The 16,317-nt window shown below is 71.4% G+C and carries 16 protein-coding genes; 8 read left to right on the top strand and 8 right to left on the bottom strand.

Annotated elements, in window-relative coordinates; all coding sequences use genetic code 11:
- Window positions 1–12: 12 nt before the first annotated feature.
- Window positions 13–1,038, top strand: coding sequence for a class II fructose-bisphosphate aldolase (fbaA, locus tag AB0M54_RS26680; protein WP_364311956.1), 1,026 nt, complete (start codon window positions 13–15; stop codon window positions 1,036–1,038).
- A gap of 111 nt (window positions 1,039–1,149) precedes the next feature.
- Window positions 1,150–1,668: a hypothetical protein gene (locus tag AB0M54_RS26675; RefSeq protein WP_364311954.1), complete on the top strand. Its 519-nt coding sequence runs from the start codon at window positions 1,150–1,152 to the stop codon at window positions 1,666–1,668.
- Window positions 1,669–1,737: 69 nt separating this feature from the next.
- On the opposite strand, the gene AB0M54_RS26670 is transcribed toward AB0M54_RS26675, so the two are convergent.
- Entirely contained in the window at window positions 1,738–2,916 is a 1,179-nt protein-coding gene (locus tag AB0M54_RS26670; RefSeq protein ID WP_364311952.1) for a hypothetical protein, read from the bottom strand.
- A 19-nt stretch (window positions 2,917–2,935) separates the two neighbouring features.
- Between AB0M54_RS26670 and AB0M54_RS26665 the strand changes: the two genes are divergently transcribed.
- Window positions 2,936–3,358, top strand: coding sequence for a DUF3151 domain-containing protein (locus AB0M54_RS26665; RefSeq protein ID WP_364311949.1), 423 nt, complete (start codon window positions 2,936–2,938; stop codon window positions 3,356–3,358).
- Between the two features lie 28 nt (window positions 3,359–3,386).
- Here AB0M54_RS26665 and AB0M54_RS26660 read toward each other — a convergent pair whose 3' ends face one another.
- Window positions 3,387–4,142, bottom strand: coding sequence for an alpha/beta hydrolase (locus AB0M54_RS26660; protein WP_364474290.1), 756 nt, complete (start codon window positions 4,140–4,142; stop codon window positions 3,387–3,389).
- A 107-nt stretch (window positions 4,143–4,249) separates the two neighbouring features.
- Window positions 4,250–5,272, bottom strand: a complete 1,023-nt coding sequence (locus AB0M54_RS26655) for a medium chain dehydrogenase/reductase family protein (RefSeq protein WP_364474288.1) — start codon at window positions 5,270–5,272, stop codon at window positions 4,250–4,252.
- Window positions 5,273–5,383: 111 nt separating this feature from the next.
- Between AB0M54_RS26655 and AB0M54_RS26650 the strand changes: the two genes are divergently transcribed.
- On the top strand, window positions 5,384–6,016 hold the full coding sequence (locus AB0M54_RS26650; RefSeq protein WP_364311941.1) for a TetR/AcrR family transcriptional regulator: 633 nt from the start codon (window positions 5,384–5,386) through the stop codon (window positions 6,014–6,016).
- A gap of 72 nt (window positions 6,017–6,088) precedes the next feature.
- Here AB0M54_RS26650 and AB0M54_RS26645 read toward each other — a convergent pair whose 3' ends face one another.
- The 3 genes from AB0M54_RS26645 to AB0M54_RS26635 are packed head-to-tail and all read right to left on the bottom strand — an operon-like array spanning window position 6,089 to window position 10,217.
- Window positions 6,089–7,930 (bottom strand): chromosome partitioning protein, encoded by a 1,842-nt coding sequence (locus tag AB0M54_RS26645; RefSeq protein WP_364311939.1) that lies wholly within the window; start codon window positions 7,928–7,930, stop codon window positions 6,089–6,091.
- 38 nt (window positions 7,931–7,968) lie between these two features.
- Entirely contained in the window at window positions 7,969–8,904 is a 936-nt protein-coding gene (locus tag AB0M54_RS26640) for a hypothetical protein (protein ID WP_364474427.1), read from the bottom strand.
- 29 nt (window positions 8,905–8,933) lie between these two features.
- On the bottom strand, window positions 8,934–10,217 hold the full coding sequence (locus tag AB0M54_RS26635) for an adenylosuccinate synthase (RefSeq protein WP_364311936.1): 1,284 nt from the start codon (window positions 10,215–10,217) through the stop codon (window positions 8,934–8,936).
- 84 nt (window positions 10,218–10,301) lie between these two features.
- Between AB0M54_RS26635 and purD the strand changes: the two genes are divergently transcribed.
- A complete protein-coding gene (gene purD / locus AB0M54_RS26630) occupies window positions 10,302–11,549 on the top strand; it encodes a phosphoribosylamine--glycine ligase (protein ID WP_364474286.1) in 1,248 nt (415 codons plus the stop codon).
- A 35-nt stretch (window positions 11,550–11,584) separates the two neighbouring features.
- On the opposite strand, the gene AB0M54_RS26625 is transcribed toward purD, so the two are convergent.
- On the bottom strand, window positions 11,585–12,037 hold the full coding sequence (locus AB0M54_RS26625) for an SCP2 sterol-binding domain-containing protein (RefSeq protein ID WP_364311931.1): 453 nt from the start codon (window positions 12,035–12,037) through the stop codon (window positions 11,585–11,587).
- A gap of 135 nt (window positions 12,038–12,172) precedes the next feature.
- Between AB0M54_RS26625 and AB0M54_RS26620 the strand changes: the two genes are divergently transcribed.
- The 3 genes from AB0M54_RS26620 to purB are packed head-to-tail and all read left to right on the top strand — an operon-like array spanning window position 12,173 to window position 15,368.
- Complete coding sequence (locus tag AB0M54_RS26620) at window positions 12,173–12,697, top strand: helix-turn-helix domain-containing protein (RefSeq protein WP_364474284.1); 525 nt, start codon at window positions 12,173–12,175, stop codon at window positions 12,695–12,697.
- Window positions 12,694–13,950 carry an MFS transporter gene (locus AB0M54_RS26615; protein WP_364474282.1) on the top strand — a complete coding sequence of 419 codons (1,257 nt, stop codon included), beginning with the start codon at window positions 12,694–12,696 and terminating at the stop codon, window positions 13,948–13,950. The genes AB0M54_RS26620 and AB0M54_RS26615 overlap by 4 nt, the downstream gene beginning before the upstream one ends.
- The gene (gene purB, locus AB0M54_RS26610) at window positions 13,947–15,368 is read left to right on the top strand and encodes an adenylosuccinate lyase (protein ID WP_364474280.1); all 1,422 of its coding nucleotides are present in this window, start codon (window positions 13,947–13,949) and stop codon (window positions 15,366–15,368) included. The genes AB0M54_RS26615 and purB overlap by 4 nt, the downstream gene beginning before the upstream one ends.
- Before the next feature lie 55 nt (window positions 15,369–15,423).
- Here purB and AB0M54_RS26605 read toward each other — a convergent pair whose 3' ends face one another.
- Window positions 15,424–16,110 carry a trypsin-like serine protease gene (locus AB0M54_RS26605; protein WP_364311920.1) on the bottom strand — a complete coding sequence of 229 codons (687 nt, stop codon included), beginning with the start codon at window positions 16,108–16,110 and terminating at the stop codon, window positions 15,424–15,426.
- Between the last annotated feature and the right edge of the window lie 207 nt (window positions 16,111–16,317).

Here is a 16,317-nt window from a genome sequence, read left to right as displayed (position 1 = left end):
GGAGTAATTCCGATGCCCATCGCGTCCCCAGAGGTCTACCGCGAGATGCTCGACCGCGCCAAGGCCGGCGCGTTCGCGTACCCCGCGATCAATGTGACTTCCTCGCAGACCCTCAACGCCGCCCTGCAGGGGTTCACCGAGGCCGGCAGCGACGGCATCGTCCAGATCTCCACCGGCGGCGCCGAGTACGTCTCCGGCCCGACCGTCAAGAACATGGTCACCGGCGCGGTCGCGCTGGCCGAGTTCGCCACCGAGGTGGCCAAGAACTACCCGGTCAACATCGCGCTGCACACCGACCACTGCCCCAAGGACAAGCTCGACAAGTACGTCCGCCCGCTGCTGACCGTCTCCCAGGAGCGGGTCAACCGGGGTCAGGCGCCGCTGTTCCAGTCGCACATGTGGGACGGCTCGGCCGTGCCGGTCGACGAGAACCTGCGGATCGCCGAGGAACTGCTGGCCGAGTGTGCGAAGGCCCACATCATCCTGGAGATCGAGGTCGGCGTCGTCGGCGGCGAGGAAGACGGCGTCTCGGCCGCGATCGACGACAAGCTGTACTCGACCGTCGAGGACGGCCTGGCCACCGCCGCCGCCCTCGGCCTGGGTGAGAAGGGCGTGTACATGACCGCCCTGACCTTCGGCAACGTGCACGGCGTCTACAAGCCGGGCAACGTCAAGCTGCGCCCCGAGATCCTGAAGGAGATCCAGGAGGCGGTCGGCGCCAAGTACGGCAAGGAGAAGCCGTTCGACCTGGTCTTCCACGGTGGGTCCGGCTCGCTGTTGTCGGAGATCCACGGCGCCCTGGACTACGGCGTGGTGAAGATGAACGTCGACACCGACACCCAGTACGCGTTCACCCGCCCGGTCGCCGACCACATGTTCAAGAACTACGACGGCGTCCTCAAGATCGACGGTGAGGTCGGCAACAAGAAGGCGTACGACCCGCGGGCCTGGGGCAAGCTGGCCGAGGCCGGTCTGGCCCAGCGCGTCGTCGAGGCGTGCGAGAACCTTCGCTCGACCGGAACCACTCTCTCGAAGTAATCGCACCGTCACGGCCGGTCTCCTTCGCGGGAGGCCGGCCATTCCTGTGTTGCACGGTTACGCACGGGTATGGGTACGATCGTCCTCCGTCTCCGATGGATGGAGGTGACCGTGCTCGGTATCGAAGGTTATGAACCTGTCTGGCACCACGACGCCGAGGCCCTCGCCGCCGTGCATCGACACCGGTTCACCAAGCTCATCGGCCGTCCGCTGCAGTCCGGCTGGCTGATGTGGGACATCGCCGAGCGCGGCTGGTTCGCCGACGGCCCGGTCGTCCTGCAGTTCGGCAAGACGCATGTCGAGGTAACCCACCGTAAGTTCGACGAGTGCGCGATCACCTGGAACCAGATCGACATGCGCGTCCCGATCGACTGGTACGAACACTTCGACTGGCGCCCCGACCCGCACGCCGCCCTCCGCAACGCCCGCGGCAAGGTGCTGCGCGCGGTCAACGTCATCGAGCTGGTGACGACGGCCGAGTGGCGGCCGCGCATCCTGCACGCGGTCGAGTTCCTCTTCGACGGCGCCCGCCTGGCGATCTACAACGCGATGGACGAGAACGGGCTGACCGACGTGCCGGCCTCGGACCTGCCGGTGGCCAACACCTACCGCCGCGTCCACATCGCCTGATGGCCACGCGCCTCTCTGAGCGAGCGCGGCTCTATACGCGAACGCGCCTCTATACGCGAACGCGCCTCTCTATGCGAGCGCGGCGACCGCCTCGTCCAAGGAGTCGGTGACCACGATCAGGCCGGACTGGTCGCCGTGCGGCGAGCGGGCCAGCAGGGGGCGGAGCAGGGCCTCGACCGGCAGCTGGGCCCAATGGTCGACGCCCAGGAAGACGAAGGCGCCGGACGGACCATCCGTACGGTAGAAGGTCTTGGTCGCGGCCTGGAAGATCTCCTGGACCGTGCCAGCCCAGCCCGGCGCGAACACGATCCCGCCCCGCGACAGCCGCAGGATCGAGTCTTCCCGTACCGCGTTGGAGAAATACTTGCCGATCTGGCCGGCGAAGAGGTTCGCCGGCTCGTGACCGTAGAGCCAGGTGGGCAGGGCGAGGCCGCCGTTGGTCAGGCCCGCTTCCGCCGGGTACGCCGCCCGTACGGCGATCGCCGCCGCCGTGAACGGGTCGTGATCGTGGAAGTCCGGCGCCCTGCTCAGGTCGTCGATCGCGGCGTTCAGCTCCGGCCGACCGCGCTGGGAGAAGTAGGCGCCCAGGTTCGCCGCCTCCATCACCCCCGGCCCGCCGCCGGTCACGATCAACCGGCCGGCGCCGGCCAGGCGCCACGACAACTCGGCCGCCATCCGATAGGCGGCCGACCCGCGAGGCTCGGCGTGCCCGCCCATGATCCCGACCGGCCGGGGCGCCTCGGCGTCGTGCGTCCGGGCCCAGCCGGCCAGCGCCTTGCCCAGCGCGTTGTCGATCCCGGCGTCGTGCAGCCGCTGCGCGATCGCCTCCCGGATGTCCGGCGTTGCCCCACCGTGGTCGAGGAAGTGCTGGTAGACGCTCGTGTCGTACATGCCGGCGAAGCCGTTCTGGGTGAACCCGGCGGCAAGATCCTCAGGCGTGTAGAGCAGGGCCGGGTGCGTCGGGTACGGCCGCGTCTCGAACGGCGGCACCACATGCGCGCCCCGCCGGGTAAGATCGACCTCCACCTCGTCGGACGCCATGTGGCAGCCCAGGAACAGCGTCTCGCGCACGTCCACGTCGGTGAAGTCCGGCGGGTCGACGTCCAGCCGCAGGCCCAGCACGACCAGGCCGGCCAGGGACCGCTTGGCGTGGTGGGTGTCGAACTCGGCGCGCGACTCGATCTCGTCGGCGGTCGCGTCGAACGGAAGATTTCCGCCTAAGACTGGCTGCAGGGGGTCACCGGGCATGCCGGTAGGTTACTGAGTCATGCACAACCTTCTCCCCGAGCCGCCCGCCACGCTGCTGCCGGCCCAGGCCGACGCCGATTCCGCGCTGGCCGAGGCCCGCGCCGTCGGCACCGCGGAGGCGTACGCCGCGGTGGCCGCCCGCTTCCCGGCGTTCAGTGGCGCCTGGGCCGCGCTGGCCGAGCTGGCGCTGACCGCCGGCCAGCCGGTGACCGCCTACGCGTACGCCCGCACCGGATATCACCGCGGCCTCGACGCCCTGCGCCGCAACGGGTGGAAGGGCCAGGGCCCGGTGCCCTGGAAGCACGAGCCCAACCAGGGCTTCCTGCGCTGCCTGCACGCGTTGTCCCAGGCGGCCGACGCGATCGGCGAGGCCGACGAGGCGGCCCGCTGCGCTCAGTTCCTTCGCGACAGCGACCCGGCCGCGGCCGACGCCCTCTCCTAGGGCCGGGTCATGAACAGGCCTTAAGTCCTCAGGCCAGGAACCTCCGCACTTCGGCGGCGAACTGCTGCGGGGCGGTGTGGGTGGCGAAGTGGGACTGGCCCGGCAGCACCACCCGGGTCGCCTTCGGCATCGCCTCGGCCAGCGCGTCCATCGTGGCCGGCATCGGCGCCCACGTCTCCCCGCCCTGGATGATCAGGGTGGGGAGGCTCACGTCGGCCCAGCGCCCGAGGTCGGGGCGGTCGGCGGCCATCGCCTCGAGGTCGTGGAGGCTGCCGGCGGCCTCGGCCGGATCACCCTGACCGTCGAAGGCCGCGAGGATCTCGGCCGGCACCCGCGCGACCCGCTCCGCGAACAGCCGGATCGCCCCGGGCACGTCGCCCGCGTCGAGCAGGTCCCGGTAGGGCTTCAGCGCGTCGGTGCCGCTGGTGAACAACGGCGGCTCGAACAGCGCGATCTTGTTCATGGTCTCGAGCCGGAGCGCCGCGTGCAGGGTGACCACGGCGCCGTAGGATCCGCCGACCACGTGGGCGGTCCCGCCGGTCGCGGCGATGACGGCTTCGAGATCAGACACATCGTCCGCGTACGTCTTGGAGCGCCGGCCCGGGTCGCTGGGCTGGTAGCCGCGCCGCGCGTAGACCCAGAGCTCGTAGTCCTCGTCGAGGTGGGGCACGACCGGGTCCCACGAGTCGAGCCCGCCGGCCGACCCGTGCACCAGCACCACCGCCGGTCCCCGCCCGCGTCGCCGGACCGCCAGCAGCGTTCCGTCGGCCGAGGTCACCGTCATGTCTCGCTGCTCGTCTCCCACCCGCGGGAGTCTGGCACCCGGCCACCGGCCGCGCACCGGGGTTCTCACGGGAGTCTGGGCCCGGCCGGACGGCGCGCGCCGGGTTCTCACGGGACGATGACGACCTTGCCGGAGACCGTGCGGGACTCGGCCAGGCTCAGGGCGGCCGCGGCGTTGGCGAGCGGGAACTCGGCGGCGATCTGCGGCGTGACGACTCCCTCGGCCACCAGCTTGAGCACCTGGGTCAGGTCGGCGGCCAGCCGGCGGCGGAATGAGGCGCGGAAGCGCAGGCCCGCCCAGAAGCTGTAGAAGTTGGCCCGCTTGCCGTTGGGCAGGTAGTTCCAGAGCAGCAGCCGCCCGTAGGACTTGAGCACCGGCAGCTGCGCGTTGCCCTCCTCGTCCTTGGTCGCCGCGGTGCCGTACGACACCAGCGTCCCGCCGCGCCGCAGCAGCGCCCACGAGTCGACCAGGGCGGGCCCGCCGACGTGGTCGAACACCGCGTCCACCCCGTCCGGCGCCAGCTCGCGGATCTGCCGGTACATCTTCTCGGGATCGCGGTAGTCGACCGGGATGGCGCCCAGCCGGCGCAGGGTCTCGTGGTGACGCTCGGACGCCGTGCCGATCACGGTCATCCCGGCGTGCCGGGCCAACTGGACGAGGGTGGAGCCGACCCCGCCGTTGGCGCCCAGCACGACGATCGTCCCGCCGCGCCGCACCCGGGCGCTGCGGTGGAGCATCTGCCAGGCCGTGACGCCGTTGACCGCCACGGTCTCGGCGGCCGCCGCCGACACCTGGTCGGGCACCGGCACCAGGTCGGCCGCGTCGAGCTGCAGGTGGCTGGCCCAGCCGCCGGTCTTGATGACCGCGGCGAACCGGCGCCCGACCAGCGCGGGGTCCACGCCAGGGCCGACGGCGGTGACGGTGCCGACCACGTCGTAGCCCGGCACGAACGGGAACGCCGGCTGGTCGTAGTACTTGCCGCGGCGCATCTGCTGCTCGGCGAACGAGACGCCGGTCGCGTCCATCCGCAGCGTGACCTGGCCCTGGGCCGGCGCCGGCAGGTCGCGGACCCGGACCTCGAAGCCGCTCGGCTCGACCTTGCCCGGCATCACGATCTCGTTGGTCTGCATGGCTCTCGACTCCTCGCTGTTCGCTCGTATGCTTACAGCCGTAAACATACGACCGTAGGACGGCCGACGCAAGGGTTAACGGAGATAAGTTTGCATGTGTAAGCTGACGGCATGGCAGACATCGAGACGGCGCGTACGCGCAACCGCCGCGGCGAGGGCGCCCGCCTGCGGGACGAGATCGTGGGCGCGGCGGTCGACCTGCTCGACGAGACCGGCGACCAGAGCGCGATCACCCTGCGCTCGGTCGCGCGCCGCGTCGGCATCGCCGCCCCGTCGATCTACCGGCACTTCCCCGACCAGCCGGCCATCATGCTGGCCGTCGTGCAGCAGGCGCTGACCGAGCTGGAGGGCGAGCTGAGGGCCGCGATGGCCGCGGCCGGCGACGACCCCCGCCGGCAGTTGTACGCCGTGAGCCACGCCTACCTGGGCTTCGCCGAGAAGCATCCCGAGCGCTACCGCAGCGTGTTCGGCGGCCTGTGGAAGCCGGCGCTGGGCGAGTCCTCGGTGACCGCCGACGACCTGGCCGCGCTGGGTGACGCCACCCTGGGCCTGCTCGCCGAGATCCTCGAGGCCTGCGTGACCGCGGGCCACTCCACCAGCACCGCCCCGGCCGCCGACGCCGTCGCCCTGTGGCTGGGCCTGCACGGCCTGGCCCACCAGCGCAGCGTCTCGGCCGTCTGGCCCTGGCCGCCCGAACTCGCCGACCGCATGATCAACGCCCTCGCCCACCTCGGCCCGAGTTAGGCCTGGTCAGCGCCCTCACGCACCTCGGGCCGGCCTCGACCTGCCGGCCGCTGCGATCCGGCCGGGCCTTCTCTAGAGGCCCTCGGCGACCGCGGCGGCGATCTTGAGCCAGGCGTCCTTGGTGCCGGTGGAGAGAGCGCCGTAGCGGATCGGCTCGCCGGAGTCGATCACCTTCTCGTACGGCGCCAGCAGGACCGCCCTGGTGCGGGCGGCGAAGTGGCGCTGGATGGCCGGCAGGTCGATGTCCTTGCGGGTGGTCGGCATGGTCACCACGCTGATCGCCTGGCGGACCAGGCGCTGGCGGCCGGTCTGTTCGAGGTGGTCGAGCATCCGGGCCGCGGTCTCGGCCGAGTCGTTCCGGGCCGACATGGTGATCACCAGCTGGTCGGTGGCGTCCATCGACGCCTGCCAGTTCTGCGCCCGGACGTTGTTGCCGGTGTCCACGAAGATCAGCTTGTAGAAGCGGCTGACGATCTCGCGGATCTCGGCGAAGGCGCTGGCCGTGAGCATCTCGCCGGCCGTCGCGGACTCGTCCGAGGCGAGCACGTCGAACATGCCCTCGCCCTGGGCGCGCACGTACTGGGACAGGTCGCCGACCCGGCCGTGCGAGCCACGGAACAGGTGCAGGTCGCGCATCATGTCGCGGACCGTACGGGCGTGGAAGTCCTGCTGGGCCCGCATGCCCAGGGTGCCCTGGGTCTCGTTGTTGTCCCAGGCCAGCACGTACCCGCCGCGCTTCTGGCCGAAGGTCATGGCGAGCAGCAGCACGGCCACGGTCTTGCCGGCGCCGCCCTTCGGGTTGACCACGGTCACCTGGCGCAGCCCGCCGAAGTTCCGGCGGACCATCTCGACGTCCTGTTTGTACTCCCGCTCGTACTTGCCGGGGGCCATCCGGACCAGGCCCATCGTGCCCTTCTGGAGCAGCGCGCGCGGGCCCATGGTCGCGGTCGGCTCGGCCGGCTTGGCCAGGCGGCGGCGGGCGAACTCCTCGGCGGTCGGCGTGCCGTCGGTGCCCCACGGGACCTGCTGGTACGGGTCCTCGGGCGGCGGCTGGTGGGGCTGACGCTGGTCGACCTGAGGCGGGTACGGGCCGGGCCGCTGCTGCTGGTGCGGAACCGGCGGAGGCGGCGGTCCGGGGCGCTGCTGCGGGCCGGGCTGAGGCGGCGGCGGACCCGGCTGGTGCGGCGGCGGTCCGGGCTGCTGGTGCGGCGGCGGGCCGGGCTGCTGCGGGCCGGGCTGGGGGCCGGGGTGATGCTGCGGGCCGGGGTGATGCTGCGGGCCGGGGTGCTGCGGGCCAGGGTGCTGCGGCTGCGGGCCCGGCGGCCGGTAGACCGGTCCGGTGCCGTTCTCCGCCGACGGACGCTGCGGCTGAGGCTGCGGGCCGGGCGGGGCCGGCTGCGGCGGTGGGGGCGGCGGCACGCCAACCCGGGCGCGCCCCTCAGCATGCGGAGCCGAAGCGGCCTCAGAGGACGGTGTAGGTGAGTGCGTGGGCGCGGGATCGGCCGGGGCACTCCGCTGCTGAGGCGGCTGGGCCCACGGCGAATCCGACGCCGGCTTGCCGTCCGATCGGTCGGCGCCGTTGCCCTCGGCCGGCGGCTCGGCCTCCAGATTCGCCCACGGCGTGGACGGCGGAGACACCGGGGCCGGCGACGGCGTGGAGACCGGCGCGGGCGGCGGCGGAACAGGCGTGGCCTGCGGCGGGACTGGCGGAACCGGCGGGACGGCCGGGACCGGCGGCGGCACGGAGGCCGCGCCCACCGGCCGGGGAGGAGGCGTCTCATGCGGCACCGGCCGCCCGCCGTGCACCGGAGCGTCCAGCTCCTCCGGCGGCCAGAACGGCTCGACATCCCGGTCAGGCGTGGCGCTGTTGCTCGTGCCCGGGACGTAGACGCGGTCGGCGTTCTCGTCCTCCACGGATACTTCCTCCCCCGGTCAAGTGCCCGTACTGGGTTTCAGCCTCGCACAGGCGCTCCGGCCGCGTACACCGCCCATGCGCCCGGCTCGATCCACCATGATCGCTTTCGGCTGGTGGAGCCCCCGACACCGTCGTCGAGGAACTGCACCTCGCCGTCGCGGGGCAGGACCGCCACGGCCCGTCCGCGGGCGCGACGCACCTCTACCCGTACCCGCGTCGGCCGGAACCTTTTGCGGGCAATCACCGGAACCGCCACCGCCACCTCGACCCGCCCGTCGGTGGGGTCGCCGTCGGCGAGCAGCCGCAGGCCGTCGAACTCGGCGTACCCGGCCGCGTTGCCGATCGCGCAGGCCAGAATGGGATCGGTGCCGTCGGAGAGCACCGCGTCGTCCACCTCGATGCGGCCCCGCCACGGCACCGCGCGCCCGTCGTCGTCGGCGCCGCCGATCAGCGCGCCGTCGATGGTGACCGACCCGCCGTCGTTGCGCAGCAGGTCGAGGCGGCGCACCGAGTCACCCAGCACCGCCTCGGCGACCTGCCGCGGCGTGCGCGGGAGCCCGAGCTGGGCGGCGAGATCACCGGTCGCGGCGGCGTCCAGCGGCAGGATCGCCAGCGGCGGGAGGTCGGGCACGGTGCGGTCGGCGGCCAGGTCGTCAGGCCGTTTGCTGGGCGGGGGAGCGTACCGCCGGACCAGCCGGCGCACGACGGCGCGCAACTGACCGTCGGTGGCCGCGGCGACCACCAGCCGATGCTTCGAATCCGAGGAGGGCCAGGTCAGGCCGTCGGGCCGGGCGGGGCCGTCGAAACGCGCGAGCGCCTCGTCGATCTCCGCGTCCGAGGCGGCGACCACGGTCTCGACGCGCGCGCCGGCTTCGCGGAGCTCGTCGGCACAGACCAACACGGGGGTACGAGGTGAGCACGCCGACTGGCACCCGTCGCAGGAGGATCCGCAACCCCCGCCACCCTCGGCCAGACTGAGCAGCACGACGTCATACACGCTGATCAGAGCACCGAGTGTCGTTCGATGACGGCCTCGCGACCGGGGCCGACACCCACGATGGAGATCCGCGCGCCGATCTTCGACTCGACGAACTCGACGAAGTGTTGCGCGTCCTTGGGCAGGTCCTCGAAGCGCCGGCAGCCGGTGATGTTCTCCTTCCAGCCGGGCAGCGTCTCGAAGATCGGCGTCGCGTGGTGGAAGTCGGACTGGCTGAGCGGCATGTCGTCGTGGCGCACGCCGTTCACCTCGTACGCCACACAGACCGGAATCTCGTCCAGCTCGTCGTAATTGTCGAGTTTGGTCAGGGCGAAGTCGGTGACACCGTTGATCCGTTGCGCGTACCGGCCGATGACCAGGTCGAGCCAGCCGATCCGGCGCGGGCGGCCGGTCGTCGTGCCGTACTCGTGGCCGACCTCACGCAGGTAGTCGCCGAACTTGTCGTGCAGCTCGGTCGGGAACGGGCCCTCGCCGACCCGGGAGGTGAACGCCTTGAGCACGGCGACCACCCGGTCGACCCGGGTGGGCGGGATGCCGGCGCCGGTGCAGGCGCCCCCCGCGGTCGCGTTCGAGCTGGTCACGAACGGGTAGGTGCCATGGTCGACGTCGAGCAGCGTGGCCTGGCCGGCCTCGCAGAGCACCACCTTGCCGTCGTCCAGGGCCTGGTTGAGCTCGAGCGCCGTGTCGCCAACCATCGGGCGCAGCCGCTCGACGTAGGACAGCAGCTCGTCGATCACCTCGGCCGGCTTGATCGCCGTCCGGTTGTAGATCTTGGTGAGCACCTGGTTCTTGAAGGAGAGCGCGGCCTCGACCTTCTGCCGCAAGATCGACTCGTCGAAGAGGTCCTGCACGCGCACGCCGAGCCGGTTCATCTTGTCGGCGTACGTCGGGCCGATGCCCCGGCCGGTGGTGCCGATCCGGCGGGCGCCCAGGTAGCGCTCGCTGACCTTGTCGAGCGAGCGGTTGTACGACGGGATCACGTGGGCGCTCGAGCTGATCCGGAGGCGGGACGTGTCGAAGCCGCGTGCTTCGAGCCCGTCGATCTCGTCGAACAGCACGGCCAGGTCGATGACCACGCCGTTGCCGATGACCGGGGTGACGCCCGGTGACAGGATGCCGCTCGGCAGGAGGTGGAGCGCGTACTTCTCGCCATTGATCACGACGGTGTGACCGGCGTTGTTGCCGCCGTTGAACTTGACGACGTAGTCGATACGGTCGCCCAGCAGGTCGGTCGCCTTGCCTTTGCCCTCGTCGCCCCACTGGGCGCCGACCAACACGATCACTGGCACAGCTCTGAACGCCTTCCGTCGCGTACCTCGTACGCGGGAATGCCCGGGTACTGCCGAAGTTTACCCTCGGTAGGATCCTCTGCTGTGCGCGTCCTTTTGATCGGGTCCGGTGGGCGGGAGCACGCCCTCGCGGTGAGCCTCGCCGCCGACCCCTCCGTCGACCAGCTGATCGTCGCTCCCGGCAACCCCGGCATCGCCCCACTGGCGACGCTGCGCCCGGTGACCGCGACCGACCCGGCCGCCGTGGCGGCGCTGGCCGTCGAGGTGGCCGCCGACCTGGTGATGATCGGACCGGAAGCGCCGCTGGTGGCCGGGGTCGCCGACGCGGTGCGGGCCAAGGGCGTCGCCTGCTTCGGGCCGTCCGGGGCGGCCGCCCGGCTGGAGGGTTCGAAGGAGTTCGCCAAGTCGGTGATGGCCGCGGCTTCGGTGCCGACGGCGCGTTACCGGGCGTGTTCGACGGTCGACGAGGCGCGGGCCGCGCTTGGCGAGTTCGAGCCGCCGTACGTGGTGAAGAACGACGGCCTGGCCGCCGGCAAGGGTGTCGTGGTCACGTCCTCGGTGGACGAGGCGCTGGCCCATGCGCGCGACTGCGGCCGCGTGGTCGTCGAGGAATTCCTGCCCGGCCCCGAGGTGTCACTGTTCGTGGTGACCGACGGGGTGGCGGCGGTGCCGCTGATGCCGGCCCAGGACTTCAAGCGGGTCGGTGACGACGACGCCGGGCCGAACACCGGCGGCATGGGCGCGTACGCCCCGCTGGCCTGGGCGCCGGCCGACCTGGTCGAGCGGGTGATGCGCGAGACGGTCGAGCCCACGCTGGCCGAGATGCGTTCGAGGGGTACGCCGTTCGCCGGCCTGCTCTACGTCGGCCTGGCCCTGACCCCGGCCGGCCCGAAGGTGATCGAGTTCAACGCCCGCTTCGGTGACCCGGAGACCCAGGTCGTCCTGGCCCTGCTGGCGACGCCGCTGGCCGGCCTCTTGCACGCCGCGGCCACCGGCACGCTGGCCGAGCACCCGCCGCTGGAGTGGCGCCCGGGCGCCGCGGTGACGGTCGTGGTGGCCTCGCACAACTACCCGGGCCCGCCGCGCACCGGCGACGTGATCACCGGCGCCGAGCGTCCCGGCGTGATCCACGCGGGCACGGCCCGCCGCGACGACGGCGCCCTGATCTCGGCGGGCGGCCGGGTCCTGTCGGTGACCGCGGCCGGCGGCGACCTGGCCGAGGCGCGGGCGGCGGCCTACGCCCTGGTCGGCGACATCACCCTGGACGGCTCCCATCACCGCACCGACATCGCCCTGAAAGCCGCCCGGAGCGAGCTCGACGGGCGCCCCTGAACTGATCAGGGACGCCCGTCGGGCCAAGGCGGAGGTCAGGCCTTGGGGATGTCGAAGAGCTTGGCGACCTGGGCGGCCAGGGCGAGGTCACCCTTCGCCTTGATCTTGCCGGTCATGAACATCATCATCGGGTTGCCGTCGCCCGAGACGACCTTGAGGAACGTCATCGGGTCCATGGTCATGGCCAGCTTGGGCTCGCGGGCCGGCTGGTTGGTGACCGTGCAGGCGCCGTTCTCGATCACCGTCTCGTAGGTGTCGCTGCTGCCCCCGGCCCCACCGGTGATGATCCAGTGGATCACCGCCTGGGTGCTGCCGGCCCGGTCGGCGCGGAAGAGCGTGGGCATCCGGTTGAAGATCTCGTCGAGGATCTTGTTGCGGTTCTCGCCGCCCATCACCTCGGCGATCTGTGCGTCCGGGGTGGCCTTGACCAGCGTGGCGAACTCCTTCGGGCCGAGGGCCGCCAGGGACTCCGGAGTGAACTCAGTCATGGTTGCGGACCTTTCGGGATCATCGCTGTCGCTACTCGCCAGTAACCCTAGCGAGAACGCGCCATTTCCGCGCAGTCTGCCGACCCCCAAAGAAGCGTTGGACAGTCGACCCGCCGTTGTGCCACACTCCCCAACATGTCTTTGGGGGAAGAGGACGACAAAGCCGCGCTCCGCGCGATGGCCCATCCCGTACGCCTGCGGATCATGTCCTTACTGACCGGCGCGTCGCTGACCGCCGCCGAGGTCGCCCGTGAACTCGGCCTGACCCACGCCAACGCCAGCTACCACCTGCGCAACCTGCATGCCGGCGGCATGATCGCGCTGGCCGGCGAGGAGAAGATCCGCGGCGGCGTGGCCAAGCGCTACCGCTACCTCGCCAGCGAGGACCGCGGCCTGCCGAAGACGCCGGACGGCAATCGGATGCTCTTCGCCGCCGCGGCCAACGAGCTGAGCCGGCGGACAACCGCGGCCAAGTGGGACGGCCCCAAGGTGATGGCCGACGCCGAGCTCTGGATCGACCCGGCCGGCTGGAAGCGCATCAAGGAGTCGATCGCCGAGCTGATGATCGAGCTGCATCTCGCGGCGAAGCCACCGCGTGCGCCCGGAACCATCCGCACCTCGACCACGGTGGCGATGTTCGAGATGGAGGCCGAGGCATGATCCGGGAGTCACTCGGCCCGTTGAAGCTGGCCGGCTACCGCACCTGGCTGGGCGGCCGGGTGACCAGCGCGTTCGGCAACAGCATCGCCCCGATCGCGCTGGCCTTCGCCGTTCTCGACATCAGCGGCTCACCCCGCGACCTCGGTCTCGTGGTCGGCGCGCGGACGCTGGTCAACGTCCTGTTCGTCCTCTTCGGCGGCGTGCTCGCCGACCGGCTGCCCAAGAACCTCCTGCTGGTCGGCTCGTCGCTGGCCGCGTTCGCCAGCCAGGCGATCGTGGCCGCGCTGGTCCTCACCGGCACGGCCACCATCCCGTTGCTGATCGGGCTCAGCGCGTTCAACGGCATGGTCGGCGCGCTCTCCTGGCCGACCTCCTCGGCCCTCGTCCCGCAACTCGTCCCGCCCGAACTCCGCCAGCAGGCCAACGCGGTCGGACGGCTGTTCTTCAACGCCGCCAACATCCTGGGCGCGCCGATCGGTGGCATCATCGCCGCCGCGGCCGGGCCGGGCTGGGGCATCGCCGTCGACGCGCTCACCTTCCTGCTCGCGGCGATCTTCTACGGGCTGATCAAACTGCCGCCCGCCGAGCCCGCTCCGGTCGCCGAGAGGCAGAACATCTTCCGCGATCTGCGTACGGGCTGGGTCGAGTTCCGTTCCCGCACCTGGCTGTGGGCCGTCGTGGCCGGGTTCTGTGTGGTGAACGCGGCCCTGGCCGGCGGCCTCGGTGTGCTCGGACCGGCGGTCGCCGACGACACCTTCGGGCGCGAGCGCTGGGGCTTCGTGCTCGCCGCGGAGACGGCCGGGATGATCATCGGCGCGGTGATCGCCATGCGCCTGCGGGTCCGACGGCTGCTCTACTTCGGCGTGGTGGCGACGGCGTTCGTCGGTCTGCAGATGTTCGTCCTCGGCGTGCACCCGGTGTTCCCGCTGATGCTCGCGGCCGGCTTCATCGCCGGGGTGACGATCGAGCAGTTCGGGATCGCCTGGGAGACCACGATGCAGGAGCACGTGCCGGGCGACAAACTGGCCCGGGTCTACTCCTACGACATGCTCGGCTCGTTGCTCGCGGTGCCCATCGGCCAGGTCGCGGTCGGGCCGTTCGCCGAGGCCTTCGGCATCGAGACCACCCTGGTCGGGCTGTGCGCGCTGACCCTGCTCGCGGTGGTCGGCATGCTGTGCAGCCGCGACGTTCGTCACCTGGAACACGCGCTCGGAGAGCCCGGGCCGTCCACCGTGAAAGAATCCGTCGCGTGATCATCCCCGATGTGCTCGCCGCCCGGTACGCGTCCGCCGACCTCGTCGCCCTCTGGTCGCCGGAGGAGAAGGTGCGGATGGAGCGCCGGCTCTGGGTGGCGGTGCTGCGCGCGCAGGGCGAGCTGGGCGTCGAGGTGCCCGAGGGCGCGATCGAGGCGTACGAGAGGGTGCTCGACCAGGTCGACCTGGCGAGCATCGCGGCGCGCGAGCGGGTCACCCGCCACGACGTGAAGGCACGGATCGAAGAGTTCAGCGAGCTCGCCGGCTTCGAGCAGGTGCACAAGGGAATGACCTCCCGCGACCTGACCGAGAACGTCGAACAGCTGCAGATCCGGGCCTCGCTCGAGCTGATCCGCGAGCGGGTCGTGGCCACGCTGGCCCGGCTGTCCGCGCTGGCCGTCGAACACCGCGACCAGATCATCACCGGCCGGTCGCACAACGTCGCGGCCCAGGCCACCACGCTCGGGAAACGTTTCGCCTCGGCGGCCGAAGAGCTGCTCATCGCGTACGAGCGGCTCGATGATCTGATCGCGCGTTACCCCCTCCGCGGCCTGAAGGGTCCGGTCGGCACCGCCGCCGACCAGCTCGACCTGCTCGACGGCGACCCGGCCGCGCTGGCCTCGCTGGAGGCCAGCGTCGCGCAGCACCTGGGCTTCGAGCGGGTGCTCAGCTCGGTCGGCCAGGTCTATCCGCGCTCGCTCGACTTCGACGTGGTGTCGGCCCTGGCCCAGGTCGTGGCCGGTCCGTCGTCGCTGGCCACCACGATCCGGCTGATGGTCGGGCAGGAACTGGTCACCGAGGGCTTCAAGCCGGGCCAGGTGGGCTCGTCGGCGATGCCGCACAAGATGAACACGCGCTCGTCGGAACGGGTCAACGGGCTGGCCGTGATCGTCCGCGGCTACCTGTCGATGGTCGGTGAGCTGGCCGGCGACCAGTGGAACGAGGGCGATGTGTCCTGTTCGGTGGTTCGCCGGGTGGCTCTGCCCGACGCGTTCTTCGCCACCGACGGCCTGTTCCAGACCTTCCTGACCGTGCTCGACGAGTTCGGGGCGTACCCCGCGGTGATCGCCCGCGAGCTCGACCGCTTCCTGCCGTTCCTGGCCACCACCAAGATCCTGGTGGGCTCGGTGCGCAAGGGTGTCGGGCGCGAGACGGCCCACGAGGTGATCAAGCAGCACGCGGTCGCGGTGGCGCTGGCCATGCGCGAGAAGGGCGCGGCCGGCAACGACCTGTTCGACCGGCTGGCCGACGACGGGCGGCTGCAGCTCTCCCGGGACGAGATCGACGCGCTGGTGGCGGATCGGACGGCCTTCACCGGTGCGGCGCATGCACAGGTGAAGACCGTCGCCTCCCGGATCGCGTCGATCGTCGAGGCACATCCGGCGGCAGCTGAATACCGGCCGGCGCCGATCCTGTGATGCCGCCGGGACCGGGCGGATCGTGGGTCACACCCTGCCCCGGCGGAGCTTTCTTCTAGACCCCGGAGACCTGGGTGATCCAGGCCCGGTTGTACGCGACGCTGCCGTAGTACTGGTTGGCGGTGCCGTCGGCGGTGCTCGCGACGCCGACCTGGGCGCCGTTGTAGACCTGCGGGCCACCCGAGTCGCCACGCCAGGCGTTGCCGTTGACCCGGGTGCTGCCGATCGCCCGGCCGCCGTACGCGTCGGACTGGTTGGTGCTGGTCACCCGCACGCTCGCGGTCTTCAGCACCGACGACGCATCACAGCCCGAGTAGCAGGTCATGCCCCAGCCGTAGATCGAGTTCGTCGAGCCCACCGGCGGGTACGCGCTGCTCAGCGGCATGTAGGTGGTGGAGATCGAGCTGCTCAGCCGCATCAGGGCCAGGTCGCTGCGGGTCGAGGTGGAGGAGACCGTACGCGTGACGCCACCCGAGCCGCGGTTCACGCTGCCGACCCGGACCGACATCGAGCCGCTGATGCAGTGCCGGGCGGTGAGCACGTAGTTGGCCGAGATGATCGTGCCGGAGCAGGTGAAGCTGCCGTTGCTGAACACGGCGGCGGCCCAGGGCGCGGAGGCGACGGTGCCGCCCCCGATGATCTGGGGTGTGACCGGGTCGACGGCCGCGATGGCGGCCGAGGGGATGGCGAACGCGCTGGTGAGCGCGGCGGCCAGCGAAGCGACGAGGATGCGGGGGCGCATTCCGGGGCTCCTTCTTCGGGGGTAGGGGTCCCTCGGAACGTACTTGCCAGTAACGAGCCTGCCTAGAACTCAATTGACACCTATCACGGTGTGATGACCGCCCTGATTTGGCGATCATCACACCGGTCGTGGCCGTCCCGGGCGAGCGCGCAGGTCAGGGCGTTTCGGGTCGGCTGGTCGACACCTGCCGACCGACCGGCCGCGAGG

This window comes from Actinoplanes sp. NPDC051470 (assembly GCF_040682035.1).
Classification (GTDB): domain Bacteria; phylum Actinomycetota; class Actinomycetes; order Mycobacteriales; family Micromonosporaceae; genus Actinoplanes.
The sequence above is the reverse complement of the archived record's forward strand: the minus strand, read 5'-3'. Positions and strand labels throughout refer to the sequence as shown.